At 35.6% G+C, this 22,417-nt stretch carries 41 protein-coding genes; 1 reads left to right on the forward strand and 40 read right to left on the reverse strand.

Going from position 1 to position 22,417, the window contains the following annotated elements; genetic code table 11:
* Window positions 1-3: 3 nt before the first annotated feature.
* From CLOST_RS10855 to CLOST_RS10900, 10 genes are all read right to left on the reverse strand, one after another.
* The gene (locus CLOST_RS10855) at window positions 4-1,011 is read right to left on the reverse strand and encodes an SPFH domain-containing protein (protein WP_013362369.1); all 1,008 of its coding nucleotides are present in this window, start codon (window positions 1,009-1,011) and stop codon (window positions 4-6) included.
* A gap of 240 nt (window positions 1,012-1,251) precedes the next feature.
* Window positions 1,252-1,671 carry a 2-thiouracil desulfurase family protein gene (locus tag CLOST_RS10860; protein ID WP_013362370.1) on the reverse strand — a complete coding sequence of 140 codons (420 nt, stop codon included), beginning with the start codon at window positions 1,669-1,671 and terminating at the stop codon, window positions 1,252-1,254.
* 56 nt (window positions 1,672-1,727) lie between these two features.
* Window positions 1,728-1,991 carry a type II toxin-antitoxin system RelE family toxin gene (locus CLOST_RS10865; RefSeq protein ID WP_013362371.1) on the reverse strand — a complete coding sequence of 88 codons (264 nt, stop codon included), beginning with the start codon at window positions 1,989-1,991 and terminating at the stop codon, window positions 1,728-1,730.
* On the reverse strand, window positions 1,988-2,200 hold the full coding sequence (relB, locus tag CLOST_RS10870; RefSeq protein WP_013362372.1) for a type II toxin-antitoxin system RelB family antitoxin: 213 nt from the start codon (window positions 2,198-2,200) through the stop codon (window positions 1,988-1,990). The genes CLOST_RS10865 and relB overlap by 4 nt, the downstream gene beginning before the upstream one ends.
* A gap of 147 nt (window positions 2,201-2,347) precedes the next feature.
* The gene (rpsI, locus tag CLOST_RS10875) at window positions 2,348-2,740 is read right to left on the reverse strand and encodes a 30S ribosomal protein S9 (protein WP_013362373.1); all 393 of its coding nucleotides are present in this window, start codon (window positions 2,738-2,740) and stop codon (window positions 2,348-2,350) included.
* A gap of 24 nt (window positions 2,741-2,764) precedes the next feature.
* Complete coding sequence (gene rplM / locus CLOST_RS10880; RefSeq protein WP_013362374.1) at window positions 2,765-3,193, reverse strand: 50S ribosomal protein L13; 429 nt, start codon at window positions 3,191-3,193, stop codon at window positions 2,765-2,767.
* A 100-nt stretch (window positions 3,194-3,293) separates the two neighbouring features.
* Window positions 3,294-4,043: a tRNA pseudouridine(38-40) synthase TruA gene (gene truA / locus CLOST_RS10885; RefSeq protein ID WP_013362375.1), complete on the reverse strand. Its 750-nt coding sequence runs from the start codon at window positions 4,041-4,043 to the stop codon at window positions 3,294-3,296.
* Window positions 4,043-4,846 (reverse strand): energy-coupling factor transporter transmembrane component T family protein, encoded by an 804-nt coding sequence (locus tag CLOST_RS10890; protein ID WP_013362376.1) that lies wholly within the window; start codon window positions 4,844-4,846, stop codon window positions 4,043-4,045. The genes truA and CLOST_RS10890 overlap by 1 nt, the downstream gene beginning before the upstream one ends.
* Complete coding sequence (locus CLOST_RS10895; protein WP_013362378.1) at window positions 4,839-5,702, reverse strand: energy-coupling factor transporter ATPase; 864 nt, start codon at window positions 5,700-5,702, stop codon at window positions 4,839-4,841. Before CLOST_RS10895 ends, CLOST_RS10890 begins: the two co-directional genes overlap by 8 nt.
* Window positions 5,693-6,523, reverse strand: a complete 831-nt coding sequence (locus tag CLOST_RS10900) for an energy-coupling factor transporter ATPase (RefSeq protein WP_013362379.1) — start codon at window positions 6,521-6,523, stop codon at window positions 5,693-5,695. The genes CLOST_RS10895 and CLOST_RS10900 overlap by 10 nt, the downstream gene beginning before the upstream one ends.
* A gap of 242 nt (window positions 6,524-6,765) precedes the next feature.
* Here CLOST_RS10900 and CLOST_RS10905 point away from each other — a divergent pair, with 242 nt between their 5' ends.
* Window positions 6,766-7,683 (forward strand): YARHG domain-containing protein, encoded by a 918-nt coding sequence (locus tag CLOST_RS10905; protein ID WP_013362380.1) that lies wholly within the window; start codon window positions 6,766-6,768, stop codon window positions 7,681-7,683.
* A gap of 217 nt (window positions 7,684-7,900) precedes the next feature.
* Here the strand turns inward: CLOST_RS10905 and rplQ are convergent, their stop codons facing one another.
* The 30 genes from rplQ to rplD form a co-directional block, all read right to left on the reverse strand.
* Window positions 7,901-8,242: a 50S ribosomal protein L17 gene (rplQ, locus tag CLOST_RS10910; RefSeq protein ID WP_013362381.1), complete on the reverse strand. Its 342-nt coding sequence runs from the start codon at window positions 8,240-8,242 to the stop codon at window positions 7,901-7,903.
* A gap of 21 nt (window positions 8,243-8,263) precedes the next feature.
* Window positions 8,264-9,205, reverse strand: coding sequence for a DNA-directed RNA polymerase subunit alpha (locus CLOST_RS10915; RefSeq protein ID WP_013362382.1), 942 nt, complete (start codon window positions 9,203-9,205; stop codon window positions 8,264-8,266).
* Window positions 9,206-9,267: 62 nt separating this feature from the next.
* On the reverse strand, window positions 9,268-9,891 hold the full coding sequence (gene rpsD, locus CLOST_RS10920; protein ID WP_013362383.1) for a 30S ribosomal protein S4: 624 nt from the start codon (window positions 9,889-9,891) through the stop codon (window positions 9,268-9,270).
* 20 nt (window positions 9,892-9,911) lie between these two features.
* Window positions 9,912-10,310: a 30S ribosomal protein S11 gene (rpsK, locus tag CLOST_RS10925; protein WP_013362384.1), complete on the reverse strand. Its 399-nt coding sequence runs from the start codon at window positions 10,308-10,310 to the stop codon at window positions 9,912-9,914.
* Window positions 10,311-10,342: 32 nt separating this feature from the next.
* Window positions 10,343-10,711, reverse strand: coding sequence for a 30S ribosomal protein S13 (rpsM, locus tag CLOST_RS10930; protein WP_013362385.1), 369 nt, complete (start codon window positions 10,709-10,711; stop codon window positions 10,343-10,345).
* 99 nt (window positions 10,712-10,810) lie between these two features.
* Entirely contained in the window at window positions 10,811-10,924 is a 114-nt protein-coding gene (rpmJ, locus tag CLOST_RS10935) for a 50S ribosomal protein L36 (RefSeq protein WP_008516283.1), read from the reverse strand.
* Between the two features lie 17 nt (window positions 10,925-10,941).
* Window positions 10,942-11,160 carry a translation initiation factor IF-1 gene (gene infA / locus CLOST_RS10940; RefSeq protein WP_013362386.1) on the reverse strand — a complete coding sequence of 73 codons (219 nt, stop codon included), beginning with the start codon at window positions 11,158-11,160 and terminating at the stop codon, window positions 10,942-10,944.
* A gap of 1 nt (window position 11,161) precedes the next feature.
* Window positions 11,162-11,449 (reverse strand): KOW domain-containing RNA-binding protein, encoded by a 288-nt coding sequence (locus CLOST_RS10945; RefSeq protein WP_013362387.1) that lies wholly within the window; start codon window positions 11,447-11,449, stop codon window positions 11,162-11,164.
* A gap of 13 nt (window positions 11,450-11,462) precedes the next feature.
* Window positions 11,463-12,212 (reverse strand): type I methionyl aminopeptidase, encoded by a 750-nt coding sequence (map, locus tag CLOST_RS10950; RefSeq protein WP_013362388.1) that lies wholly within the window; start codon window positions 12,210-12,212, stop codon window positions 11,463-11,465.
* Window positions 12,213-12,863, reverse strand: coding sequence for an adenylate kinase (locus tag CLOST_RS10955; RefSeq protein ID WP_041487204.1), 651 nt, complete (start codon window positions 12,861-12,863; stop codon window positions 12,213-12,215).
* Window positions 12,864-12,899: 36 nt separating this feature from the next.
* Window positions 12,900-14,174: a preprotein translocase subunit SecY gene (secY, locus tag CLOST_RS10960; RefSeq protein ID WP_013362390.1), complete on the reverse strand. Its 1,275-nt coding sequence runs from the start codon at window positions 14,172-14,174 to the stop codon at window positions 12,900-12,902.
* Window positions 14,174-14,620 carry a 50S ribosomal protein L15 gene (rplO, locus tag CLOST_RS10965; RefSeq protein WP_013362391.1) on the reverse strand — a complete coding sequence of 149 codons (447 nt, stop codon included), beginning with the start codon at window positions 14,618-14,620 and terminating at the stop codon, window positions 14,174-14,176. Before rplO ends, secY begins: the two co-directional genes overlap by 1 nt.
* A 19-nt stretch (window positions 14,621-14,639) precedes the next feature.
* Window positions 14,640-14,819 (reverse strand): 50S ribosomal protein L30, encoded by a 180-nt coding sequence (gene rpmD / locus CLOST_RS10970; protein ID WP_013362392.1) that lies wholly within the window; start codon window positions 14,817-14,819, stop codon window positions 14,640-14,642.
* Between the two features lie 12 nt (window positions 14,820-14,831).
* Window positions 14,832-15,338 carry a 30S ribosomal protein S5 gene (gene rpsE / locus CLOST_RS10975; RefSeq protein ID WP_013362393.1) on the reverse strand — a complete coding sequence of 169 codons (507 nt, stop codon included), beginning with the start codon at window positions 15,336-15,338 and terminating at the stop codon, window positions 14,832-14,834.
* A 16-nt stretch (window positions 15,339-15,354) separates the two neighbouring features.
* Window positions 15,355-15,723: a 50S ribosomal protein L18 gene (gene rplR, locus CLOST_RS10980; protein ID WP_013362394.1), complete on the reverse strand. Its 369-nt coding sequence runs from the start codon at window positions 15,721-15,723 to the stop codon at window positions 15,355-15,357.
* Between the two features lie 19 nt (window positions 15,724-15,742).
* A complete protein-coding gene (gene rplF, locus CLOST_RS10985) occupies window positions 15,743-16,285 on the reverse strand; it encodes a 50S ribosomal protein L6 (protein WP_013362395.1) in 543 nt (180 codons plus the stop codon).
* A gap of 23 nt (window positions 16,286-16,308) precedes the next feature.
* Complete coding sequence (gene rpsH, locus CLOST_RS10990; RefSeq protein ID WP_013362396.1) at window positions 16,309-16,707, reverse strand: 30S ribosomal protein S8; 399 nt, start codon at window positions 16,705-16,707, stop codon at window positions 16,309-16,311.
* A gap of 23 nt (window positions 16,708-16,730) precedes the next feature.
* A complete protein-coding gene (locus CLOST_RS10995; RefSeq protein ID WP_013362397.1) occupies window positions 16,731-16,916 on the reverse strand; it encodes a type Z 30S ribosomal protein S14 in 186 nt (61 codons plus the stop codon).
* 15 nt (window positions 16,917-16,931) lie between these two features.
* Window positions 16,932-17,474 carry a 50S ribosomal protein L5 gene (gene rplE, locus CLOST_RS11000; protein WP_013362398.1) on the reverse strand — a complete coding sequence of 181 codons (543 nt, stop codon included), beginning with the start codon at window positions 17,472-17,474 and terminating at the stop codon, window positions 16,932-16,934.
* Window positions 17,475-17,500: 26 nt separating this feature from the next.
* Window positions 17,501-17,809, reverse strand: a complete 309-nt coding sequence (gene rplX, locus CLOST_RS11005; RefSeq protein ID WP_013362399.1) for a 50S ribosomal protein L24 — start codon at window positions 17,807-17,809, stop codon at window positions 17,501-17,503.
* A gap of 20 nt (window positions 17,810-17,829) precedes the next feature.
* Complete coding sequence (gene rplN, locus CLOST_RS11010; RefSeq protein WP_013362400.1) at window positions 17,830-18,198, reverse strand: 50S ribosomal protein L14; 369 nt, start codon at window positions 18,196-18,198, stop codon at window positions 17,830-17,832.
* A gap of 28 nt (window positions 18,199-18,226) precedes the next feature.
* Complete coding sequence (rpsQ, locus tag CLOST_RS11015) at window positions 18,227-18,487, reverse strand: 30S ribosomal protein S17 (protein WP_013362401.1); 261 nt, start codon at window positions 18,485-18,487, stop codon at window positions 18,227-18,229.
* Window positions 18,488-18,510: 23 nt separating this feature from the next.
* Window positions 18,511-18,708, reverse strand: coding sequence for a 50S ribosomal protein L29 (rpmC, locus tag CLOST_RS11020; RefSeq protein WP_013362402.1), 198 nt, complete (start codon window positions 18,706-18,708; stop codon window positions 18,511-18,513).
* Window positions 18,698-19,141, reverse strand: a complete 444-nt coding sequence (gene rplP / locus CLOST_RS11025; RefSeq protein WP_013362403.1) for a 50S ribosomal protein L16 — start codon at window positions 19,139-19,141, stop codon at window positions 18,698-18,700. The genes rpmC and rplP overlap by 11 nt, the downstream gene beginning before the upstream one ends.
* Window positions 19,142-19,168: 27 nt before the next feature.
* On the reverse strand, window positions 19,169-19,960 hold the full coding sequence (gene rpsC / locus CLOST_RS11030; protein ID WP_013362404.1) for a 30S ribosomal protein S3: 792 nt from the start codon (window positions 19,958-19,960) through the stop codon (window positions 19,169-19,171).
* Between the two features lie 21 nt (window positions 19,961-19,981).
* Entirely contained in the window at window positions 19,982-20,314 is a 333-nt protein-coding gene (gene rplV, locus CLOST_RS11035; RefSeq protein ID WP_013362405.1) for a 50S ribosomal protein L22, read from the reverse strand.
* A gap of 31 nt (window positions 20,315-20,345) precedes the next feature.
* Window positions 20,346-20,627, reverse strand: a complete 282-nt coding sequence (gene rpsS / locus CLOST_RS11040; protein ID WP_013362406.1) for a 30S ribosomal protein S19 — start codon at window positions 20,625-20,627, stop codon at window positions 20,346-20,348.
* A gap of 26 nt (window positions 20,628-20,653) precedes the next feature.
* Complete coding sequence (gene rplB, locus CLOST_RS11045; protein ID WP_013362407.1) at window positions 20,654-21,484, reverse strand: 50S ribosomal protein L2; 831 nt, start codon at window positions 21,482-21,484, stop codon at window positions 20,654-20,656.
* 20 nt (window positions 21,485-21,504) lie between these two features.
* The gene (gene rplW, locus CLOST_RS11050) at window positions 21,505-21,789 is read right to left on the reverse strand and encodes a 50S ribosomal protein L23 (protein ID WP_013362408.1); all 285 of its coding nucleotides are present in this window, start codon (window positions 21,787-21,789) and stop codon (window positions 21,505-21,507) included.
* Complete coding sequence (gene rplD, locus CLOST_RS11055) at window positions 21,789-22,412, reverse strand: 50S ribosomal protein L4 (protein WP_013362409.1); 624 nt, start codon at window positions 22,410-22,412, stop codon at window positions 21,789-21,791. Before rplD ends, rplW begins: the two co-directional genes overlap by 1 nt.
* Between the last annotated feature and the right edge of the window lie 5 nt (window positions 22,413-22,417).

The following is a 22,417-nucleotide window of genomic DNA, read 5'->3' on the forward strand; positions in this document are numbered from 1 at the left end:
TTACTAATATAAACTTCCTGAATTAACAATAGGTTGTGCATCATGGTTTCCGCATAATACTACAAGTAGATTTGAGACCATAGCTGCTTTTCGCTCTTCATCTAGCTCTACTACTTTGTTTTCATTAAGTTTATCTAATGCCATTTCTACCATTCCTACAGCCCCATCTACTATCATTTTTCTAGCATCTATGATAGCTGAAGCTTGTTGCCTTTGTAGCATTACTGCTGCGATTTCAGGTGCATATGCTAGGTAAGTGATACGAGCTTCTAATATATCTAGTCCTGCTTCTGCTACTTTTGATTGAATTTCTTCTTTTATTTTTAAAGCTACTAGTTCGCTTGAACCTCTAAGGCTCCCGTCATCAGCTACTCCATCTCCTGTTGTGTCTATATTATTGGCTACATCATATGGATAGGTACGAACTATATTTCTAAGTGCTGAGTCGCATTGAAGAGAAAGATATTCTTTGAAGTTATCTACTGCAAATACAGCTTTTGCAGTATCTACTACCTTCCATGTCACAGCTATTCCTATTTCAATAGGATTCCCCAAGCAGTCATTTATTTTCTGCTTGTTATTGCTAAGTGTCATGATTTTAAGTGATATCCTTTTATTGTTAGCCTCTACGTTTGCATGTCCCCCGATGCTTCCGATGGTTATCCCTGTGTTATTTGTTGCATCAACATCTCCACTTTGTTTAAGCTTTGTCTTAGAAGCTGGATTCACACTAGAGCAAAATGGATTTACGTAGTAAAAGCCTTCCTCTTTTAATGTTCCTATATACTTACCAAAAAGTGTAAGAACTAAAGCTTCTTGAGGTTTCAATATTTTTAATCCAAGTAAAGATATCCAGCCTATACTTAGCCACAAAATACACACTACCATCAGTAGTACTGTGCTACTACTTGCAAATATTACCAATCCCCCGATAGCTAATAGGTAAGATAGAATAATTAATATTAAAGCAAGCATACCATTTTTCTTTTGATTCAAAATTTTCTCTTGCATGACAAATCCCCCATTCCAAAATCAAAATCGTAAAAAATAAAATAAACAAAGGCTATATCAAAAGAAAATCATATAGCCTTTAAGAATTTCATAGTCTAAATCTATTTAATCTATAAAAACTTACCTGACTAAAAAATTCTATTTGATATCATTATGATATCAAATAGAATAAAAATGTCAAGTCTTTACATTACTAATTTGGATTTTGAATTATTATGAGAAATAAGTATTATGTAATTATTAGCTTATATCTTCTGAATCTATGGTTTTAATACCTTGAGCTATAAGTGCTTTTGCAAATATTCCCTGTCCTTTAATCAAATTTCCACTAAAGCTTCCATCATAGATTTGCTTTACTCCGCAGGTAGGACTTCTAGATTGTAATATAGCTAAATCCACTTCCTTTGCTTCTATCATTTCCATCGCTAATCTCACACCTTCATGAAATTTATCATCTAGATTAATGCCATCTTTAGTCATAATTATTCCATTTACTAGCTCTACAGGTGGTCTAGGACATCCAAGTCCAGACAGCATTTCAGGACATATATCAATTGCTTCATGTCCCTTTACATAATTTACCACTGCTTCACTTAAATTATTTCCTCCATTGTATTTACAGTTTTCACCAAGAAGACAGGCACTTACTAATATGTTCATTTTCTCTACCTCCATACAACAAATCCCCAAACCATAATGGCTTAGTAACTTTTGAACTAGTCATAAATATTTTTTCTGTGCCCTATATCTATTACTATAATAATTATCTTGTCATCATCAATTTCACATATTACTCTATAATCTGCAATACGATATCTCCAAAATCCTTTTAAATTAGCAGACAGAGCCTTTCCTTTTGCTCTAGGTTCTTCTAAAGTTTCAAGATTTCTAAGATATCGTACAATTAGTTTTTGAACAGACTTATCTAATTTTTTTAACTGCTTTAAGCTATCTTCTGAATAAATTAATTTATAACTCATATACCAAGTTCCTTTTCTACTTCATCAGCAGAATAAAAACTCATTTTTTCTTTTTTATCCAAATAGTCCTTTACTAGCTTTAAATCATATTCATCTTCTATTTTTTCTAGTGCTGCTTGTCTCAAAAACTCTGATACACTTTGCTTTTTCATGGCTGCATATTTTTTTATTAAATTCTCATCTTCTGAACTACATCTTATTGAAAGCATAAATTATCACTCCTTTTATTTACATTGTAATACAATGTATTACAAAAAACAAGTAGAGTAAAAATTTATTAGGTATAATAATCTCTAAAATCAAACAAATCCCCAAGCCATAATGACTTGGGGATTTTGATATAAATATAAATGAAATTATCTTTTTGAGAACTGTGGCGCTCTTCTAGCTGCTTTAAGACCGTATTTCTTTCTTTCTTTCATTCTAGAGTCTCTTGTTAAGAATCCAGCTGATTTAAGAGTTGGTCTAAGTTCAGCATCTACTTTAAGTAGTGCTCTTGAGATACCGTGACGAATTGCTCCAGCTTGACCTGTAAATCCTCCGCCTTCTACTTTTACTATTACATCATATCTTCCTAGAGTTTCAGTAATAGTTAGAGGTCTCATAACCTCTCTCTTTTGAGTTTCATAACCGAAATACTCGTCAAGAGTTCTTCCATTTATTGTAATGTTTCCCTCGCCTGGTAATAGTCTTACTCTAGCGACAGAGCTTTTTCTTCTTCCTGTTCCGAAATATTGTACTTTTGCCATGAAAAAATCCTCCCTTCTCTCAAACTATATGTTTAAAGTCTCAACGCTTTGTGCTGCATGAGTATGCTCATTACCTACAAAAAGTCTTAGTCTCTTCATCATTGGAGCTCTAAGTTTGTTTTTAGGTAGCATTCCTCTTACAGAAAGCTTGATGATTTCTTCAGGCTTTTCTTGTTGAAGCTTTCTAAAGTTAGTTTCTTTCATATTACCGATATAGCCAGTATGTCTTCTATAGATTTTATCGTCAGTTTTGTTTCCTGTTACTACCACCTTGTCAGCGTTTATTACGATAACAAAGTCCCCACCATCAACGTGAGGCGTGAAAGTCACCTTATGTTTTCCTCTAAGTAATCTTGCGATTTCTGTAGAAATTCTACCAAGCGTCTTTCCTTCTGCATCTATAAGGTACCATTTTCTAGTAACCTCAGAAGGTTTAGATATATAAGACTTCATTTATTTTCCTCCTTACCAGATTCTTACTAATTAGTTGGTTGTATATAAAGTCCGGGGCATTGGACAACTTATCTACACATACCAATATATTGTAATATACTTAGGATTTAATGTCAAGATTATAACTTACTTTTTTTAGAAAAAGTCCTTGAGGTGGAGCAGTTGGTCCTGCGAAGCCTCTATCTCCTGTCATTAGTGCCCTTTGTATATCATACCTAGTTGATTTCTTGCCAAGTTCTATTAGTGTTCCTACTATAATTCTGACCATATTATATAAAAAACCATTTCCAGTAAACTCAAATTCTATTATATCATTTTCTTTAGTAATTTTTATATCGTATATTGTTCTTATTGTAGTTTTTACGGATGAGCCACTACTGGAAAAGGCTTTAAAGTCATGCTCTCCTATTAGTAGCTTTGCCATAGTTTTAATTATATCTAAATCCAAGTCTTCTCTGACATGATAAGCATAGTTTCGCTCTATCGGTCTTCTAACTGGTGTATTTAAAACTCTATATCTATAGGTTTTTACTTTTGCACTATACCTAGAATGAAACTCCTCTGGCACCTCTATGCTATTTAATATTACTATGTCGTCAGGAAGATTGGTGTTAAGTGCTACAGCAAATTTTTCAGTAGGTATAGCAGAGTCTGTGTGAAAGTTTGCAACTTGACCTAGAGCATGAACTTTTGCATCTGTTCTTCCTGAGCCATAAATATCTGTTTGTTTTTTTGTGACCTTGTATATAGCTTTTTCTATCTCTTCTTGAACGCTAGCAGCATTTGGCTGTCTTTGCCAACCATTATAATTGGTTCCATCGTATTCAATTAAGATTAGAATATTTCTCATTAGATTCCCACCCAGCGCATAGCAACTATTACGCCTAGATATATTACTATTATAGTAGATGCTACGTAGTCTTTAGTAGAAAAATTTATCTCTTTCATTCTAGTTCTTCCATCTCCACCTCTATAGCATCTAGCTTCCATAGCCATGGCGAGTTCATCAGCTCTTCTAAATGCACTGATAAATAATGGTACTAGAAGAGGAATAAGCCCTTTTGCTCTTTTTATCATATTTTTACTTTCAAAATCTGCTCCTCTAGCCATTTGAGCTTTCATTATTTTATCAGTTTCATCCAAAAGAGTAGGTATGAATCTGAGCGCTATAGTCATCATCATCGCTAGCTCATGAGCTGGTACTTTGATTACTCTTAGAGGATTTAGTAGCTTTTCTATACCATCTGTCAGCTCTATAGGTGCTGTAGCTAGAGTTAGTACAGAGGTTCCTATTATAAGAAATACTAATCTTAAGAGCATAAAGCTACCTTGAGTTACCCCTTCTCTTGTAAGCTTCAAAAATCCAAACGACCATATCGGCTCTCCTGGGCTTAAGAATGCATTTATAGAAAAGGTCAATATAAGCAATATCCAAAGTGGTTTTAAGCCTTTTAGAATGTATTTTAATGGTATCTTTGATACTTTTATTATCACAAGTAAGAAAGCTAATATAAGGGCGTAGGGAGCAAAGGTATTTATGACAAATAAAGATATCATAAAGATAAAGGTGAATAGTATCTTTACTCTGGGATCTAATCGGTGAATTATGGAATCTGTAGGGTAGTACTGTCCTATTGTTATATCTTTAAGCATCCTTCTTACTCCTTAAAATTCTAATTATTTCTTCCTTTACCTCTTCTATTGTCATTCTGTCCTCAGCTATATCAAATCCTTTTTCTCTGAGTGCTTTTACTAGCTCTACTACTTTTGGTACGCCTAGTCCTATTTCTTTTAATCTAGTCTCATGCTTGAATATCTCTCTAGGCGAGCCTACGAATTCTATTTGTCCTCTATTCATAACGATAATTTTGTCGACTAATTTCGAAATATCTTCCATAGAGTGAGATACTAGTATTATTGTAGTATTATGTCTTTTGTGAATTTCTTTTATCTCCTGCAAGATTTCATCTCTACCTCTTGGGTCTAGTCCAGCTGTAGGCTCATCTAAAATAAGAACTTCTGGCTTCATAGCTATTACCCCAGCTATTGCTACCCTTCTTCTTTGACCTCCAGAAAGCTCAAAAGGCGACCTTTCCTTTAGAAGCTCAAAATCTAAGCCCGTAATTTCCATAGCTTCTCTTACTCTTACATCAATTTCTTCTTCTGAAAGTCCCAAGTTACCAGGACCAAAAGCGATGTCCTTATATATTGTTTCTTCGAAAAGCTGATACTCAGGATATTGAAATACAAGTCCTACATTTTTTCTAATTTCAATAAGCGAGGTTTCTTTTTTTGTGATATCAAGTCCATTTATAAGTATAGTACCTGATGATGGCTTAAGCAGTCCGTTAAGATGCTGTATGAGAGTTGACTTTCCTGAACCTGTATGACCTATTAGTCCAATAAACTCTCCTTTTCCTATCTCAAGATTTACTCCATTTAGAGCTGTACTTTCAAATGGAGAGCCTGGATTATAAACATGAACTAAATCTTTTATAACTACTGACATAATCTGTTCACCATCTCTTCCACAGTGAGAATATCATCTTCAATATCTATATTCTCATTTCTTAGCTCATATGCTAGTTCTGTCATCTGAGGAACATCTAGCCCTAGTTTTTTTAATTTATCTACTTGCTTGAATATTTCTCTAGGCTTTCCTTGCATTATAAGCTTTCCATCTTCCATTACACATACCCTATCTGCATTTACTGCTTCTTCCATAAAGTGAGTGATATGAATGACAGTTATTTTATCTTCTTTATTAAGTCTATATACGGTATCCATTACTTCTTTACGCCCTCTTGGGTCTAGCATAGCAGTGGGTTCATCCATGATGATGCATCTTGGTTTCATAGCTATTATTCCTGCTATTGCGATTCTTTGTTTTTGCCCTCCCGATAAAAGATGAGGGGCTTTTTTTGCGAACTCACTCATCCCTACATTTGCAAGGGCTTCATCTACTCTTTTTCTTATTTCTTTTGGCTCTATTCCTAGATTTTCTGGTCCAAATGCCACATCCTCTTCCACTACAGTAGCAACTATTTGGTTATCAGGATTTTGAAATACCATTCCAGCTGTTTGTCTTATATCAAAAGTATTTTCTAATACCGAGGTATCTAATCCATCTACATATACTTTCCCAGAGGTCGGAAGCAGTATAGCATTTAAGTGTTTTGCAAGCGTAGATTTTCCAGAGCCATTATGACCTATCACCACTAGAAATTCTCCTTCGTGTACGTCTAATGTCACTTCATCTATTGCTTTTACTACTCTTTCTCCATCTGTATATTCATAGGTGAGATTATCAATTTTTATAATTGGCTTCATTATTTTCTCCCTTTTAATTACTAAGCTTAATTATGCCTAACCTTAATATTAACATATTTTTACTCTCTTTTAAATATTACATACGTATTTGGTACTATAATTAACCATAAAACAATTTTTTAACTAGGAAACATTTTTTGTAAAGTGTAACTTAGCAGAAATATCAATATAGTCATATATTGTGTTATAATATCTAAAAGTAAAACTTTCTTAATTGTAAATATAAAAAAGGAGGTGCTTATATGCCCCAAAACAATTTACCTACTGATTCAGAACTAAAAGTAGACAATTTATTTAAAAATATAGATGAGTTAATTTTAAAACGAAATTTTGATGAAGCTTTTAATTTATTAGAGGAAAATAGATCTTACATAACAAAATTTGCAAATGTAAAGCAGCAGCTTTTATTAAATAAATACCACACTAAAATTTTGTTTGAGCTTACTCTTTCGGCTTATGAAGTTGAAAGAGATGCAGATAAATTTTTAAGCCTTTTCGAAAAAAACAGAGATTTTTTCGAAGTGCATTTAGATAAGCCTAAATACAACAGATTGCTAAGATATACCTCAAATATCAAAAAAAAACGTAGAAAAAAGAAGCTTAATATTATTATTCCAGTGGCTTTTTTACTTGTTGCTCTAGCTATTTATGGTGTAGCTACCATGGATATTCTTCCTAAAATATCATTTAATGAAATTTATTCCTCTGTAGCCGAGAAGTTTAAATCTGATGAACTAGCTGGTAACACTGCTGATACTCCTATAGCAAGTAATGATTCCGCTGAAAATAATGCAGAACCAGATTCAGTTGGCATTCCCAATGAGGACGAAGCTATCCCTGAAGAAGATTCTTCTGAGGGTGATTCTGAGGGCGCTCTAGGCGAAGATTATTTGCTTCCTAGCAGCACTAAGGAGCTTACTCTTGATGATATCATCGGAATGAGCTCAAAGGATTTAAGACTTGCTATCAATGAGATGTATGCTAGACATGGATATTATTTTGGTCCAGGAGCCAATCAGCGCTACTTTGACGAAAAGCCTTGGTACAATCCTGATATGAGTATTAAAAGTCCTAACGACATTGTTGAGAATTTTACCGAAATAGAAAATAAGAATCTGTCATTTCTTGCTACTCAAGAAAGACGATTAAAAAACAACTAGGAGGTAAGAATATGAAAATACTGTACAAGAGCTTATTTATTATATCCTTTGTTCTTTTACTTGTGAGTATGGGACTACTTGTTGCAAAAGTTTTCTTTATGAAGTAATGATAATTTGACTGCTAAAAGTTATAGACCTTTTTATATTAAAAAATTACCCATTTAAAAATACCCTTATCGAAAGCATAACTTTCGATAAGGGTATTTTTATGTTTTAATTAAACCAGTTCAATGATAGCCATTGGTGCGCCATCTCCACGTCTTGGTCCAAGTTTCATTATTCTTGTGTATCCACCTTTTCTTTCACTATACTTAGGTGCGATTTCATCAAATAGAGTTTTTACAACAGTTTCATCCATCATGTAAGCCATAACTTGTCTTCTGGCATGAAGATCTCCTCTTTTACCAAGAGTAATCATTTTTTCTACCATTCTTCTAGCTTCTTTAGCTCTAGTTTCAGTAGTTGTAACTCTTCCGTGCTTTAGTATGTCTGTAGCAAGGTTTCTAAGTACTGCTTTTCTGTGAGAAGAAACCATGCCTAATTTTCTGTACATTGCCATTGTTAATATCCCTCCTTTTCCCTAGTCTTCACTTGGCTTAAGGCTGAATCCAAGCTCTTCTAGCTTTTGAATAACTTCTTCTAGGGATTTCTTTCCTAGGTTTCTAACTTTCATCATATCATCTTCTGTTTTCTCAGTTAATTCCTCAACCGTGTTGATACCAGCACGTTTAAGGCAATTGTATGATCTAACAGATAAGTCAAGTTCTTCTATTGTCATTTCAAGAGCTTTTTCTTTTTTATCTTCTTCTTTTTCAACCATAAGCTCAACTTCACCTAAATGGTCTGTAAGGTCGATAAATAGGTTAAGATGCTCAACTAGTATTTTTGCCCCTAAGGAAACACCCTCTTGAGCTCCTATACTGCCATCTGTCCAAACTTCTAAAACTAATCTTTCAAAATCAGTTCTAGTACCAACTCTTGTGTTTTCAGTCAAATAGCTTACTTTATGAACAGGTGTATATATAGAATCTACAGGGATTACTCCAATTGGCATATCATCAGATTTGTTATTCTCAGCAGAAACGTAGCCTCTGCCTTTATCTACATTGATTTCCATGTATAGCTTAGCATCCTCAGAAAGCGTAGCTATATGTAAATCTTTGTTTAGAATTTCAACGTCTGGCGGACAAATAATATCTCCAGCTTTGATTACACCTTCACCAGTATGCTCTATTTTTAAAGTTCTAGCTCCATCAGAATCCATTTTCATAGAAAGCTCTTTTAGAGTCAATATGAGTTCAGTAACATCCTCTTTCACACCTGGAATCGTAGAAAATTCGTGTAGTACGCCATCTACTTTAATAGATGTAACGGCAACACCAGGAAGAGAGGACAAAAGTACTCTTCTTAGTGAGTTTCCTACAGTTATACCGAATCCTCTTTCCAATGGTTCTAAAGCGAATTTACCATAGTTTTCTTTAAGTTCTAACACTTCTATACTTGGCTTTTCGATTTCTATCACTAATAAACCCTCCTTGTAAAATAATTTAAAAAGATCACCGAGGGTACTAATCTTAGGTGCGGTTACTTAGAGTAAAGCTCTACGATTAGATGTTCTGCTACTTCAAGGTCAATATCTTCTCTTGTAGGATTTGCAACCATTTTAGCACTCATCGACTCAAGACTTACATCAAGCCATTTAGGAGCTACTCTTGTAGAGTTTTCAACCAATGACTTAATTTTTACAGATGATCTTGAAGTTTCTTTTACTGTTATAACATCTCCAACGCTGATTGTCATAGAAGGAATATTAGCTTTATGTCCATTAAGATTGAAATGTCCATGTCTTACTAATTGTCTAGCTTCTTTTCTAGAAGCAGCTAGTCCCATTCTATATACTACGTTGTCTAATCTTCTTTCTAAAAGGTTAAGTAGGTTCTCACCCGCCATACCTTGCATTTTTTCTGCACGCTCAAAAGTTAATCTGAACTGAGTCTCTAAAACTCCATATATTCTTTTAACTTTTTGCTTTTCTCTTAATTGCTCTCCGTAGTTAGAAACTTTCTTTCTTCCTTGACCATGTTGTCCAGGAGCATATGCTCTTTTAGCAAATGCACATTTATCTGTATAGCATCTGTCACCTTTAAGGAATAGCTTCATTCCTTCTCTACGGCAAAGTCTGCATGATGAATCAGTATATCTTGCCACTTATATGACACCTCCTTAAATTAAACTCTTCTTCTTTTTGGCGGTCTGCATCCGTTGTGAGGAATTGGAGTAACATCTTTAATCATTGTCACATCTAATCCTGCTGCTTGAAGCGCACGGATAGCTGCTTCTCTTCCTGATCCAGGACCTTTTACAAATACTTCTACAGATCTTAGTCCATGCTCCATAGCACCTTTAGTTGCTGTTTCTGCTGCCATTTGAGCGGCAAATGGAGTAGATTTTCTTGAGCCTTTGAATCCAAGCTGTCCTGCACTTGCCCAAGAAAGAGCATTTCCGTGAACATCAGTCAATGTAATAATAGTATTGTTAAAAGTTGACTGAATATGTGCGTGGCCTTTTTCTATGTTTTTACGTTCTCTTCTTTTTACACGCGTCACTTTTTTCTTTGGCTTAGCCATTATTTTCCCTCCTTACTTTTTAAATAGAGACTTTATTTTTTCTTCTTACGACCAACAGTTCTCTTAGGACCTTTTCTAGTTCTTGCGTTAGTTTTAGTCTTTTGACCTCTAACTGGAAGTCCTTTCATATGTCTGATACCTCTGTAGCATCTGATATCTCTAAGTCTCTTAATATTTAAAGAAATCTCTCTACGTAAATCTCCCTCTACGTTATAATTATCGATCTCTTTTCTTAATAGGTTAACTTCTTCCTCTGTTAAATCTTTGATTCTAGTACTTTCGTTAATACCAGTAGCTGATAAGATTTGAGCAGAAGTATTCTTTCCTATTCCGAATATATATGTCAGACCAATTATTACTCTTTTTTCTCTTGGTAAGTCTACACCGGCGATACGAGCCATGTATTTACACCTCCTATTTTTACATTTGGACGTCGGATATGTTTTACATTATCCTAAAATTGTATTATATCAAATAATGATGTGTTCTGTAAACAAATCCTAACCTTGTTTTTGCTTATGTTTAGGATTTTCGCAGATAACCATTACTTTGCCTTTTCTTTTAATTATTTTGCATTTTTCGCAAATAGGCTTAACAGATGGCCTTACTTTCATCTTAATCCCTCCTTAGGCTACTTCTTTCGCCAAGTAATTCTCCCTTTAGTAAGATCGTAGGGAGAAAGTTCAACAGTTACCTTGTCTCCAGGAAGTATTCTTATGAAGTGCATTCTTAATTTTCCTGAAATATGAGCTATAATTTCATGATCATTTTCTAGTTTAACTTTAAACATAGCATTTGGAAGTGCGTCTATTATCGTACCTTCCAATTCTATAACGTCTTTTTTGGACATATTATACCTCCCTTATGTTAGAATATCCTAGCTTTTCAAGTTCTTTTCTTATAAAAGCATTTTGGCTTTGCAGGTCTTTGTAATTTATTTTATCCATATCTCCTGAAACGGCTGGCATTAATTTAAGATGCTTTAGCTTTTTAAGTTTAGGATTTTGAATTTTTCTAAGCTTACCATCAGAAATGAGTACATTCTTATCATCAACAATGCTGACAATTATAAAATATCTATTTTGATCTCTTCCTGAAATGCTTTTTACTATCTGACCTATCTGAATTTTCCCATTCAAGGCGTGACCTCCTCTATAGCGCTGTTAACAGCAGTGGCTGTTCACTGGTTATAGCAATGGTATGTTCATAGTGAGCAGATTTTTTACCATCTAGCGTCACTGCTGTCCAACCGTCGCCTAACACTTTAACCTTATAGGTTCCTTGATTTACCATGGGTTCTATCGCCAACACCATGCCTTCTTGAAGCCTAGGACCTCTACCAGCTGGGCCGTAATTTGGAATCTGAGGCTCTTCATGTAGCTCTTTTCCAACACCATGTCCAACAAAGTCTTTAACTATAGAAAATCCATAACGCGTAGCATATACCTCAATAGCATGTGAAATATCCGATAGTCTATTCCCCACTACAGCATGTTTGATTCCTTCATAAAAGCTTTGTCTGGTTACATCTATCAAAAGTTTATCATTTCCAGATATCTCGCCAACAGGATGTGTTTTTGCAGCATCTCCATGATAGCCTTTATAAAATGCTCCAATATCAATACTTATAATGTCACCATTTTTCAGTATGATATCTTTTGATGGTATTCCGTGAACTACAACTTCATTTAATGAAGCGCAGATGCTTCCAGAAAATCCACCATATCCTTTAAAAGAAGGAATCGCATTATACTTGGTTATATTTTTTTCTGCTATTTGATCTAGCTCATAAGTGCTAATGCCTTCTTTAATCGCATCTCTTATGATTTCATGAGTTTCAGCAACTATTTTTCCAGCATCTCTTAATAGCTCAACTTCATGTTTTGATTTTATAATAATCATTTATTTTTCACTTCCCAAGGCACTTACTATATCCTCAAGCACCTTATTTATATCCTGCTGACCGTCAATAGTCACTAGGATATCTTTTTTCGTGTAGTAGTCAATAAGAGGTTGTGTTTCATTTAGATATACTTCAATTCTCTTTGATACTGTTTCTTCAGTGTCGTCAGATCTTTGGAAAAGTTCACCTTGACATAAGTCGCAGATTCCTTCTTGCTTAGGCTTATTGAATTCTATGTGGTAAGTAGCTCCACAGTTTTTACAAATTCTTCTTCCTACAGCTCTGCCTACAAGTATACTTTTATCAACTTCTATATTGATTACTTTATCTAGCTTGGTATCCATTTTTTCAAGAGCAGTATCCAAAGCCTGAGCTTGGTTTTCTGTTCTTGGGAATCCATCTAGCAAGAAGCCTTCACTTGCATCAGCTTCTTTTAGTCTATCTTCAACAATCGCTACTACAAGTTCATCTGGTACAAGTAATCCTTTATCCATATATTCTTTAGCTTTTCTTCCAAGCTCAGTGTTTTCTTTAATGTTTTTTCTAAAGATATCACCAGTAGAAATATGAGGCACTTTGTATCTATCTACGATCCCAGAAGCTTGTGTACCTTTTCCAGCCCCTGGAGGTCCTAAAAGTATTAATCTCATCTTTTCATCTCCTAGGAATGCTCCGATCATTGGAGTTTATTTTAAAAAGCCTTGATAATGTCTCATTACCATTTGCGCTTCAATTTGCTTCATTGTTTCAATAGCAACACCGACAACAATCAGTAATGATGTTCCGCCAAATCTAAACGGTATGTTAGTTGCCGCATAAATGATAGTTGGTAGGGAAGCTATTAATGCTAAGAAAACTGCTCCTGCAAGTGTCAATCTGTTAAGTACTCTTGCTAAATATTCCTCTGTAGATTTTCCTGGTCTTATTCCTGGAATGAATCCATTTGAGTTTTTCATATTATCTGCAACTTCGTCAGGTTTAAACGTAATTGATATATAGAAATATGTGAAGAATACTACTAGTAGGAATTCCATAAGTGTATATACATAGATTCCTGGGTTTCCACTTGCTGTGAACCATTTTGAGACAAATGCCTGATACTCAGGATTTTTTATAAATATACCTAGAGTCTGTGGGAATGCAAGTAGAGATACTGCAAAGATTACAGGTATTACTCCAGCTTGATTTACTTTTAGAGGGATGTGCGTTGATTGACCTCCGTAAGTTTTTCTTCCTACAACTCTTTTTGCATACTGAACAGGTATTTTTCTAACTCCCTGAAGCACTAGGATAACTCCTACTATTATAGCTACAGAGATTATTAAAAACACACCTACTTGAATAAAATTAAGCTCTCCAGACTTTACAAGTTCAAAAGTTTGAACAGTAGCCTGTGGTATTCTAGATACAATACCAGCGAAGATTAAAAGTGAAATTCCGTTTCCAATGCCTTTTTCGGTAATTTGCTCTCCAAGCCACATCAAAAATGCTGTTCCTGCTGTAAGAGTTAAAACTACGCTTATTTTACTAAGTATAGAATCCGAAACAAGGGCACTGTTAAAGAATCCAATTCCAATAGCAGTAGCCTGAATAAGTGCTAATACTACTGTAAGATATCTAGTGTACTGAAGGATTTTCTTTCTTCCCTCTTCACCAGATTTCTGCATGTCTTCAAGTGCAGGTATAGCAACTGTCAGAAGTTGGATTACTATCGATGATGTAATGTACGGCGTGATGCTCAGCGCAAAGATCGTAAAATTACTAAATGCTCCTCCAGCTACGATATCATAAAAAGATAGTATGCCTGCCTGTTGAGAAATCATTTGTTTTATTACATCGACGTTTATTCCTGGAACAGGAATTGCTGTACCTATTCTAAATACTACCAGCATTAAAAAGGTAAATACCAATTTTTTTCTTAAATCCGGTATCTTAAGAGCATTTTGAAGTGTCTTAAACATTAGATCACCTCGGCCTTTCCTCCAGCGGCTTCTATCTTCTCTGCAGCTGATTTTGTGAACTTATTTGCTTTGATTGTAAGTTTCTTTTCTATGCTGCCATTTCCTAGTATCTTAACGCCATCTTTTTCGATTTTTCTGATGATTCCAGTCTCTTTTAAAAGCTCTGGTGTAACTTCAGTTCCATCTTCAAAGGCATTTAACTTATCTACATTTAAGATTGTATATCTAGCTTCGAATTCGAAGTTATTAAATCCTCTTTTAGGAAGTCTTCTATATAGAGGCATCTGTCCACCCTCAAATCCAGGTCTAACTCCTCCACCTGAACGTGACCATTGACCGTCTTGTCCTCTACCTGCAGTTTTACCTTGACCAGTCGCAGTACCTCTACCGATTCTTCTCTTAGCTCTAACTGCGCCTTTAGCTGGTTTTAACTCGTGTAGTTTCATTCCTTGCACCTCCTTTTGCTTAAGCTTCTTCTACTTTCACAAGATGTTTTACTACTTCAATCATACCTCTGATTTGAGCGTTATCAGGCTTTTCTACTGTTTGCTCTCTCTTAGTAAGTCCAAGAGCTGTTACAGTTTTTCTCTGATTTGGCTTTGTAGCTATTACACTTTTTACAAGCGTTATTTTTAGTTTTGCCATTTCTTTCGCCTCCTAACCTAAAAGATCTTCTACTTTTTTACCTCTTAGGGTTGCTACGTCTTCGATTTTTCTAAGTGAAGCAAGACCTTGCATTGTTGCGTTAACAACGTTTCTCGCATTGTTTGTTCCTAGTGATTTAGATCTAACGTCTTTAAGACCAGCTAGCTCTAACACGTCACGAACAGGTCCTCCTGCGATAACTCCAGTACCTTCTTTAGCTGGCATGATAAGAACATTTCCTGCTCCGTATCTTCCTTGGATTCTGTGAGGTACAGTAGTTCCAACTATAGGAACTGTGATAAGGTTCTTCTTAGCGTCTTCCACTGCCTTACGAATAGCCTCAGGTACTTCCATAGCTTTTCCAGTACCGATTCCTACGTGTCCGTTTCTGTCTCCAACAACTACAAGCGCAGCAAATCTAAAGTTTCTACCACCTTTAACAACTTTTGTAACTCTTCTTATGTCAATAACTTTTTCTTCGATATCTAGTTGTCTAGCATCTATTGGCTTTTTAAGCATCTTATCCCCTCCTTTTTTAGAATTTCAATCCAGCTTCTCTTAAAGCTTCTGCAAGCTCTTGAATTCTTCCGTGATAAATATATCCTCCTCTGTCAAATACGACAGTATCGATTCCTTTTTCTAAAGCTCTTTTTGCAGCAAGCTCTCCAACTTTTTTAGCAGCGTCTTTGTTGCTTGTGCTTGAAAGAGTTCCTTTTAATTCTTTATCAATCGTAGAAGCGGATACAAGGGTAATTCTGTTTATATCATCAACGATTTGTACATAAATATTATTAGTACTTCTGTACACGTTAAGTCTTGGTCTTTCAGGAGTTCCCTTTACCGTTTTACGCACTCTCTTGTGTCTAGCAATACGGTTTGCGTTTTTATCTACCTTCTTGAACAACTTTCTTCACTCCTTTCCTTTATTTCTTACCTGTCTTACCTTCTTTACGTCTTACATATTCTCCAGAGTAACGGATTCCTTTGCCTTTGTATGGTTCTGGCTCTCTCCATGCTCTTACTTTAGCAGCATAGTTACCAACTAATTGCTTGTTGATTCCTTTGATTAAAATCTCTGTTTGAGACGGAACTTCAACTTCAATGCCATCTGGATCTTCCATTTCAACTGGGTGTGAGAATCCTAAGCTAAGTACTAGTTTCTTTCCTTGCTTAGCAGCTCTGTATCCAACTCCAACTATTTCAAGTTTCTTTGAGTATCCTTCTGTTACGCCTATTATCATGTTGTCAATAAGTGTTCTAGAAAGACCATGTAATGATCTATGCTTCTTGTTGTCAGTAGGTCTAGTAACAACTAGCTCACCTTCATTAAGTTCAATCTTAAGATCTTTTGAAATTTGCTCAGTTAATGTTCCCTTAGGTCCTTTAACTGTAACTAGGTTTTTATCATCTATTTTAACTTCTACACCGCTTGGAACGGTTATAGGTTTACGTCCTATTCTTGACATTTAGGCACCTCCTTTGCATAAGTTTACCATACGTAGCAGATTACTTCTCCACCTACGCCAAGCTCTCTAGCTTGCTTATCTGTTACAATTCCTTTTGAAGTAGATATTACTGATATTCCAATACCGTTAAGTACTTTTGGAACATTGTTTCTATCAGCGTATACTCTCATACCTGGCTTAGAAATTTTCTTGATTCCAGTAATAACTTTTTCACCATTTTTGCCATACTTAAGTTGCATTCTGATAAGTCCTTGCTTTCCATCTTCGATTACGTCGTAACCTTTGATGTATCCTTCTTCTAAAAGAATTCTGGCAATTTCCTTTTTTATATTTGAAGCAGGTATGTCAACTGTATCGTGTTGTACCGAGCTTGCGTTTCTTACACGTGTTAGCATATCTGCAATTGGATCTGTCATTGTCATGATCTTTTACCTCCTTCCATGTATTACCAAGAAGCTTTTCTTACTCCTGGTATTTGGCCTTTGTATGCTAATTCTCTAAAGCATATACGGCAAATTCCGAATTTTCTTAGTACCGCATGAGGTCTACCGCATAGATTGCATCTTGTGTATTCTCTAGTTTGGTACTTTTGCTTTTTTTGTTGCTTAAGGATCATTGCTTTTTTTGCCACGATTTTCCCTCCTTTTTACTTTGCAAAAGGCATTCCGATTAGTCTAAGTAGCTCTCTTGCTTCTTCGTCGGTTTTTGCAGTTGTTACAAATATGATATCCATACCTCTAACCTTATCTACTTTATCATATTCGATTTCTGGGAAAATAAGTTGCTCTTTAATTCCAAGCGCATAGTTTCCTCTTCCGTCGAAAGCATCTTTACTTACACCTCTAAAGTCACGTACCCTTGGAAGTGATATGTTTACTAGTTTATCAACGAAGTAATACATATTATCTCCTCTAAGAGTAACTTTTGCTCCGATTGGCATTCCTTCTCTTATCTTGAAGTTAGCAACAGATTTTCTTGATTTTGTTGTAACTGCTTTTTGTCCAGCTATCTTTTCAAGTTCAGCAATAGCAACATCTAATATTTTAGCGTTGTCTTTCGCCTCACCGACACCCATGTTGATTATTACTTTTTCAAGCTTAGGAACTTCCATTACATTGCTGTAGTTGAATTTTTCCATAAGTGCTTTTATGATCTCTTGATCGTATTTTACTTTTAGTCTTGAAGCCACGTGATTCTGCCTCCTTTCAAACTATATTATATTTGCTCTCCTGATTTCTTAGATATACGAACTTTATCTCCGTTTTCTAATTTCTTCATTCCAACTCTAACACCTTTTCCAGCTTTAGCATCGAAAAGCATAACGTTAGATACATGAATAGGTTGTTCTATGTGAATAATTCCACCCTGAGGGTTCTTTTGGTTTGGCTTTTGGTGTTTAGTAGCCACGTTAACGCCTTCTACAAGAACTTTATCTTTAGAAGTGATAACTTCTAGTACTTTACCTTTTTTACCTTTATCTTTTCCGCTTATTACTACTACGGTATCTCCACTTTTAATACGCACTCTTTATGACACCTCCTTGATTATAGAACTTCTGGTGCAAGGGAAACGATCTTCATGAACTGCTTATCTCTAAGCTCTCTTGCTACAGGTCCAAATATACGTGTTCCTGTTGGAGTTTTATCATCTTTTATAATTACAGCAGCGTTCTCATCAAACTTGATGTAGCTACCGTCTTTTCTTCTAAGTCCTTGCTTTGAGCGTACTATAACCGCCTTTACTACTTTACCTTTTTTAACAACTCCGCCTGGTGTTGCACTTTTAACTGAAGCAACGATTATGTCACCGATGTTTCCTGACTTTCTTTTAGATCCGCCTAGTACTCTAATGCAAAGAATTTCTTTAGCTCCAGAGTTATCAGCGACCTTAAGTCTAGATTCTTGTTGTATCATTATAATACCTCCTCTCTGCTAATTAGAATTATTCAGCAGCTCTTTCTACTACTTCCACAATTCTCCATCTTTTATCTTTCGAAAGAGGACGAGTCTCCATTATTTTGACTCTGTCACCTATTTTGCATTTATTTTCCTCGTCATGAGCTTTATATTTTACAGTTTTCTTAACTGCTTTTCCATATAGAGGATGACGTACTAGTTCTACTATAGATACTACAACAGTCTTATCCATTTTATCTGAAGTAACATATCCAATTCTTGTTTTTCTAGTTGTTTCTCTTTTCATTTATATCCTCCTTTCCCAAAGGCTTATGCGTTAGCCTTTTGTTTTTCGTTAAGGATGGTCTTAACACGTGCAATATCTTTTCTTATAAATCTTAATTTCACTGGATTGTCTAGCTGTCCTGTAGCCAACTGGAAACGAAGGTTAAAGAGTTCACCTTTAAGTTCGTTGAGTTTAGATCCAAGTTCAATAACAGTCATATCTCTTAACTCTTTAGCTTTCATCAGCTTCACCACCCTTTACTTCTGTTTCCTCACGCTTCACAAATTTACATTTAATAGGTAATTTGTGCATAGCTAGTCTCATAGCTTCTCTTGCTCTTTCCTCTGATACCCCTGACATTTCAAACATTACTCTACCAGGCTTTACTACTGCTACCCAGTACTCAGGTGAACCTTTACCAGCACCCATACGAGTTTCAGCCGGTTTTTGTGTTACAGGCTTATGAGGGAATATTTTTATCCATACCTTACCGCCTCTTCTTACTGATCTATTAATAGCGATACGGGCTGCTTCTATTTGATTCGATGTGATCCAAGCTGGCTCAAGTGCCACTAGGCCATAATCACCGTATGTTATGGTATTACCTTTTTGAGCTTTACCTGCCATACTGCCTCTATGAACTCTACGACGCTTAACTCTTTTTGGCATTAACATATTTTTTCCTCCTTCCTCTGATTAGGACTAATTACTAGAAGGTCTTGGGGTTCTTTGAGAATTTCTTCTGTCTCCTTGACCACCTTGTCCTCTATCATTTCTTCTATTAAATCCGTCATCTCTTCTTCTTGGTTTTTTCTTTTCTTCTTTAGGCATAACTGAGTCTAACTCTCTTTTTGGTCCTTTTCTTGTTGGAAGAATTTCTCCCTTACAAATCCACACCTTAACGCCTAGTTTTCCGTAAGTAGTATCAGCTTCTGCAAATCCATAATCGATATCTGCTCTAAGTGTATGAAGTGGCACGTTTCCTTCTGAATATCCTTCAGTTCTAGCCATTTCCGCTCCACCAAGTCTTCCTGATGTAGAAACCTTGATACCTTTAGCTCCAGACCTCATAGCTCTTTGCATAGCTTGTTTCATAGCTCTTCTAAAAGCAACACGTCTTTCAAGTGCAAGTGCTATATTTTCAGCTACTAGTTGAGAATCCATTTCTGGTCTTTTAACTTCAAGAATGTTTACAAAAACTTGTTTGCCAGTCATTTTTTCAACTTCGCTTTTGATTTCCTCGATGCCTTGTCCACCTTTTCCTATAACCATTCCTGGTTTAGCAGTAAAGATGTTTAATTTTACTTTATTTCCTGATCTTTCAATTTCTATTTTAGGAATGCCTGACAAATAAAGCTTCTTCTTTAATACTTTTCTGATTTTAAAATCTTCCTGTAAAAAAGCTGCGAAGTCTCCTTTATTTGCAAACCATTTTGAATCCCAGTCTTTATTAATACCGACTCTAAGTCCATGTGGGTTTACTTTTTGACCCATTCTTTTCCCTCCTATCTACTATTATCTTTCTCTTACAACAACGCCAATATGACTTGTTCTTTTTCTTATTCCAGTAGCTCTACCTTGAGCTCTTGGCATAAATCTTTTAAGCGTTGGTCCTTGGTTTGCGTAAACTTCAGAAACATAGAGTTTTTTAGGGTCCATATTCATATTGTTTTCCGCATTTGCAGCAGCTGATTTTACAACCTTAGCAATGATACCCGCGCTTTTTTGCGGCATGTATTTTAATATTGCAATTGCTTCTTCTACATTTTTGCCTCTTACTAAAGAGCAAATTTGTCCAGCTTTACGCGGAGAAGTTCTTACATATTTAGCTATCGCTTTAGCTTCCATCTATTATTCATCTCCTTCCATAATCAAGGAATTATTTTCTTTTACTTGTTCTATCGTCGTCTTTATGTCCCTTGAATGTTCTAGTAGGAACGAATTCTCCTAACTTATGTCCAACCATATCTTCAGTAACATATACTGGCACGTGCTTTCTGCCATCATGTACAGCTATAGTATGTCCTACAAATTCAGGGAATATTGTTGACGATCTAGACCATACTTTTATAACAGTTTTATCGTTGTTTTTGTTCATTTCTTGTACTTTCTTTAAAAGTCCTTCATGTACGAAAGGCCCTTTTTTAGCTGATCTTCCCATCTATGAAATCCTCCTTTCAAGGCTTACTATTTCTTTCTCTTAGAAACAATCATTTTATTAGAAGCTTTTTTCTTCTTTCTTGTCTTGTATCCAAGTGCTGGCTTACCCCATGGAGTTACTGGAGATGGTCTTCCTATTGGAGATCTACCTTCTCCTCCACCGTGTGGATGGTCATTAGGGTTCATAACAGAACCTCTTACTGTAGGTCTGATTCCCATATGTCTTTTTCTTCCAGCTTTACCGATAGTTACGTTCTCGTGGTCAAGATTTCCAACTTGTCCAATTGTAGCTTTACAATTGATGTTTACATATCTTGTTTCACCTGAAGGTAATCTAAGAAGAGCGTTTTTGCCTTCTTTAGCCATAAGCTGTGCAGAAGTTCCAGCAGATCTTACCATTTGTCCGCCTTTTCCTTCTTTAAGCTCGATGTTGTGTACTAGTGTACCAACTGGCATATCCTTAAGCTTTAAGCAGTTACCTACTTTGATATCTGAACCTTCTCCAGAGAATATTACATCTCCTACTTTTAATCCGTTTGGAGCTAAGATATATCTTTTTTCTCCATCTACGTAGTGAAGTAGTGCAATATTTGCAGATCTGTTTGGATCGTATTCGATTCCAGCTACCTTTGCAGGTATTTGATCCTTGTCTCTTTTGAAATCTATGATTCTGTATTTTCTTTTTGCTCCGCCGCCTCTATGACGAACAGTTATTGATCCTTGAGAATTTCTTCCTGCATTCTTCTTAAGAGTAGCAAGAAGAGATTTCTCTGGCTCGTGCTTAGTGATTTCATCTGACTTAAGTACAGTCATGTGTCTTAAGCTCGGAGTAATCGGTTTGAATTTTTTAATAGCCATTTAATTTCCCTCCTTTTTACTTATACTCCAAAGAATTCAATTTCTTTGCTCGCTGGTGTTAGAGTAACAACTGCTTTTTTATAAGAAGAAGTTTTCCCTACATATTTTCCCATTCTTTTAGTTTTTCCATCGTAGTTTAAAGTGTTAACTTTTGCTACTTTAACAGAAAAAATTTGCTCTACAGCTTGTTTAATTTGAGTTTTGTTAGCAGTTTTGGCAACAACGAAAGTGTACTTCTTCTCTGCTGATGCTGCCATACTTTGCTCTGTGATAATCGGTTTAATTATGATATCATGCGCTAGCATTATGCGTACACCTCCTCTGTTTTTCTAACTGCTTCTTTAGTAATTATTAGTGAATCATGTCTCATAATGTCATATACATTTAGCGTGTTCACAAAAGTAATATCTACTCCTGGAATGTTTCTTCCTGATTTAACAACGTTTGGAGAATTCTCAGATGTTACTACAAGCGCTTTTTTGCCAGCGTTTACTGCAGATAACATAGCTATGAAGTCCTTAGTTTTAGGAGCATTCATTTCTAAAGCATCAAGAACGATTAAGTTTCCTTCGTTAACCTTAGTAGTTAAAACACTCTTAAGAGCAAGTCTTCTAACTTTCTTGTTTACGCTGTAGCTGTAATCTCTAGGCTTTGGTGCGAATACAACTCCTCCACCAATCCATTGCGGAGATCTTGTACTACCTTGTCTAGCTCTACCAGTTCCTTTTTGTCTCCAAGGCTTTCTTCCTCCGCCTCTTACTTCGGCTCTAGTCTTAGCTGACTGAGTTCCTTGTCTTCTATTTGCAAGGTGATTCTTAATTACTTCATATACAGCATACTCGCTGATTTCAGCAGCGAAAATGCTTTCTGAAAGCTCAAGTTCTTCAACCTTTTGTCCGTTTATATTCAATACATCAACTTTAGGCATTTTTG

The organism is Acetoanaerobium sticklandii (genome assembly GCF_000196455.1).
Lineage (GTDB): Bacteria > Bacillota > Clostridia > Peptostreptococcales > Filifactoraceae > Acetoanaerobium > Acetoanaerobium sticklandii.

Bases quoted from the DNA above. Each gene is read 5' to 3' on its own strand.
- CLOST_RS10855 (WP_013362369.1), bottom strand. From the start codon at position 1,011: ATGCAAGAGAAAATTTTGAATCAAAAGAAAAATGGTATGCTTGCTTTA.
- CLOST_RS10860 (WP_013362370.1), bottom strand. From the start codon at position 1,671: ATGAACATATTAGTAAGTGCCTGTCTTCTTGGTGAAAACTGTAAATAC.
- CLOST_RS10865 (WP_013362371.1), bottom strand. From the start codon at position 1,991: ATGAGTTATAAATTAATTTATTCAGAAGATAGCTTAAAGCAGTTAAAA.
- relB (WP_013362372.1), bottom strand. From the start codon at position 2,200: ATGCTTTCAATAAGATGTAGTTCAGAAGATGAGAATTTAATAAAAAAA.
- rpsI (WP_013362373.1), bottom strand. From the start codon at position 2,740: ATGGCAAAAGTACAATATTTCGGAACAGGAAGAAGAAAAAGCTCTGTC.
- rplM (WP_013362374.1), bottom strand. From the start codon at position 3,193: ATGAAGTCTTATATATCTAAACCTTCTGAGGTTACTAGAAAATGGTAC.
- truA (WP_013362375.1), bottom strand. From the start codon at position 4,043: ATGAGAAATATTCTAATCTTAATTGAATACGATGGAACCAATTATAAT.
- CLOST_RS10890 (WP_013362376.1), bottom strand. From the start codon at position 4,846: ATGCTTAAAGATATAACAATAGGACAGTACTACCCTACAGATTCCATA.
- CLOST_RS10895 (WP_013362378.1), bottom strand. From the start codon at position 5,702: ATGTCAGTAGTTATAAAAGATTTAGTTCATGTTTATAATCCAGGCTCT.
- CLOST_RS10900 (WP_013362379.1), bottom strand. From the start codon at position 6,523: ATGAAGCCAATTATAAAAATTGATAATCTCACCTATGAATATACAGAT.
- CLOST_RS10905 (WP_013362380.1), top strand. From the start codon at position 6,766: ATGCCCCAAAACAATTTACCTACTGATTCAGAACTAAAAGTAGACAAT.
- rplQ (WP_013362381.1), bottom strand. From the start codon at position 8,242: ATGGCAATGTACAGAAAATTAGGCATGGTTTCTTCTCACAGAAAAGCA.
- rpsK (WP_013362384.1), bottom strand. From the start codon at position 10,310: ATGGCTAAGCCAAAGAAAAAAGTGACGCGTGTAAAAAGAAGAGAACGT.
- rpsM (WP_013362385.1), bottom strand. From the start codon at position 10,711: ATGGCTCGTATCGCCGGTGTAGACTTACCAAGAGAAAAAAGAGTAATA.
- rpmJ (WP_008516283.1), bottom strand. From the start codon at position 10,924: ATGAAAGTAAGGCCATCTGTTAAGCCTATTTGCGAAAAATGCAAAATA.
- infA (WP_013362386.1), bottom strand. From the start codon at position 11,160: ATGTCCAAAAAAGACGTTATAGAATTGGAAGGTACGATAATAGACGCA.
- map (WP_013362388.1), bottom strand. From the start codon at position 12,212: ATGATTATTATAAAATCAAAACATGAAGTTGAGCTATTAAGAGATGCT.
- CLOST_RS10955 (WP_041487204.1), bottom strand. From the start codon at position 12,863: ATGAGATTAATACTTTTAGGACCTCCAGGGGCTGGAAAAGGTACACAA.
- secY (WP_013362390.1), bottom strand. From the start codon at position 14,174: ATGTTTAAGACACTTCAAAATGCTCTTAAGATACCGGATTTAAGAAAA.
- rplO (WP_013362391.1), bottom strand. From the start codon at position 14,620: ATGAAACTACACGAGTTAAAACCAGCTAAAGGCGCAGTTAGAGCTAAG.
- rpmD (WP_013362392.1), bottom strand. From the start codon at position 14,819: ATGGCAAAACTAAAAATAACGCTTGTAAAAAGTGTAATAGCTACAAAG.
- rpsE (WP_013362393.1), bottom strand. From the start codon at position 15,338: ATGCTTAAAAAGCCAATAGATGCTAGACAACTAGATATCGAAGAAAAA.
- rplF (WP_013362395.1), bottom strand. From the start codon at position 16,285: ATGTCAAGAATAGGACGTAAACCTATAACCGTTCCAAGCGGTGTAGAA.
- rpsH (WP_013362396.1), bottom strand. From the start codon at position 16,707: ATGACAATGACAGATCCAATTGCAGATATGCTAACACGTGTAAGAAAC.
- rplN (WP_013362400.1), bottom strand. From the start codon at position 18,198: ATGATACAACAAGAATCTAGACTTAAGGTCGCTGATAACTCTGGAGCT.
- rpsQ (WP_013362401.1), bottom strand. From the start codon at position 18,487: ATGAAAAGAGAAACAACTAGAAAAACAAGAATTGGATATGTTACTTCA.
- rpmC (WP_013362402.1), bottom strand. From the start codon at position 18,708: ATGAAAGCTAAAGAGTTAAGAGATATGACTGTTATTGAACTTGGATCT.
- rplP (WP_013362403.1), bottom strand. From the start codon at position 19,141: ATGTTAATGCCAAAAAGAGTTAAGCGTCGTAGAGTTCATAGAGGCAGT.
- rpsC (WP_013362404.1), bottom strand. From the start codon at position 19,960: ATGGGTCAAAAAGTAAACCCACATGGACTTAGAGTCGGTATTAATAAA.
- rplV (WP_013362405.1), bottom strand. From the start codon at position 20,314: ATGGAAGCTAAAGCGATAGCTAAATATGTAAGAACTTCTCCGCGTAAA.
- rpsS (WP_013362406.1), bottom strand. From the start codon at position 20,627: ATGGGAAGATCAGCTAAAAAAGGGCCTTTCGTACATGAAGGACTTTTA.
- rplB (WP_013362407.1), bottom strand. From the start codon at position 21,484: ATGGCTATTAAAAAATTCAAACCGATTACTCCGAGCTTAAGACACATG.
- rplW (WP_013362408.1), bottom strand. From the start codon at position 21,789: ATGCTAGCGCATGATATCATAATTAAACCGATTATCACAGAGCAAAGT.
- rplD (WP_013362409.1), bottom strand. From the start codon at position 22,412: ATGCCTAAAGTTGATGTATTGAATATAAACGGACAAAAGGTTGAAGAA.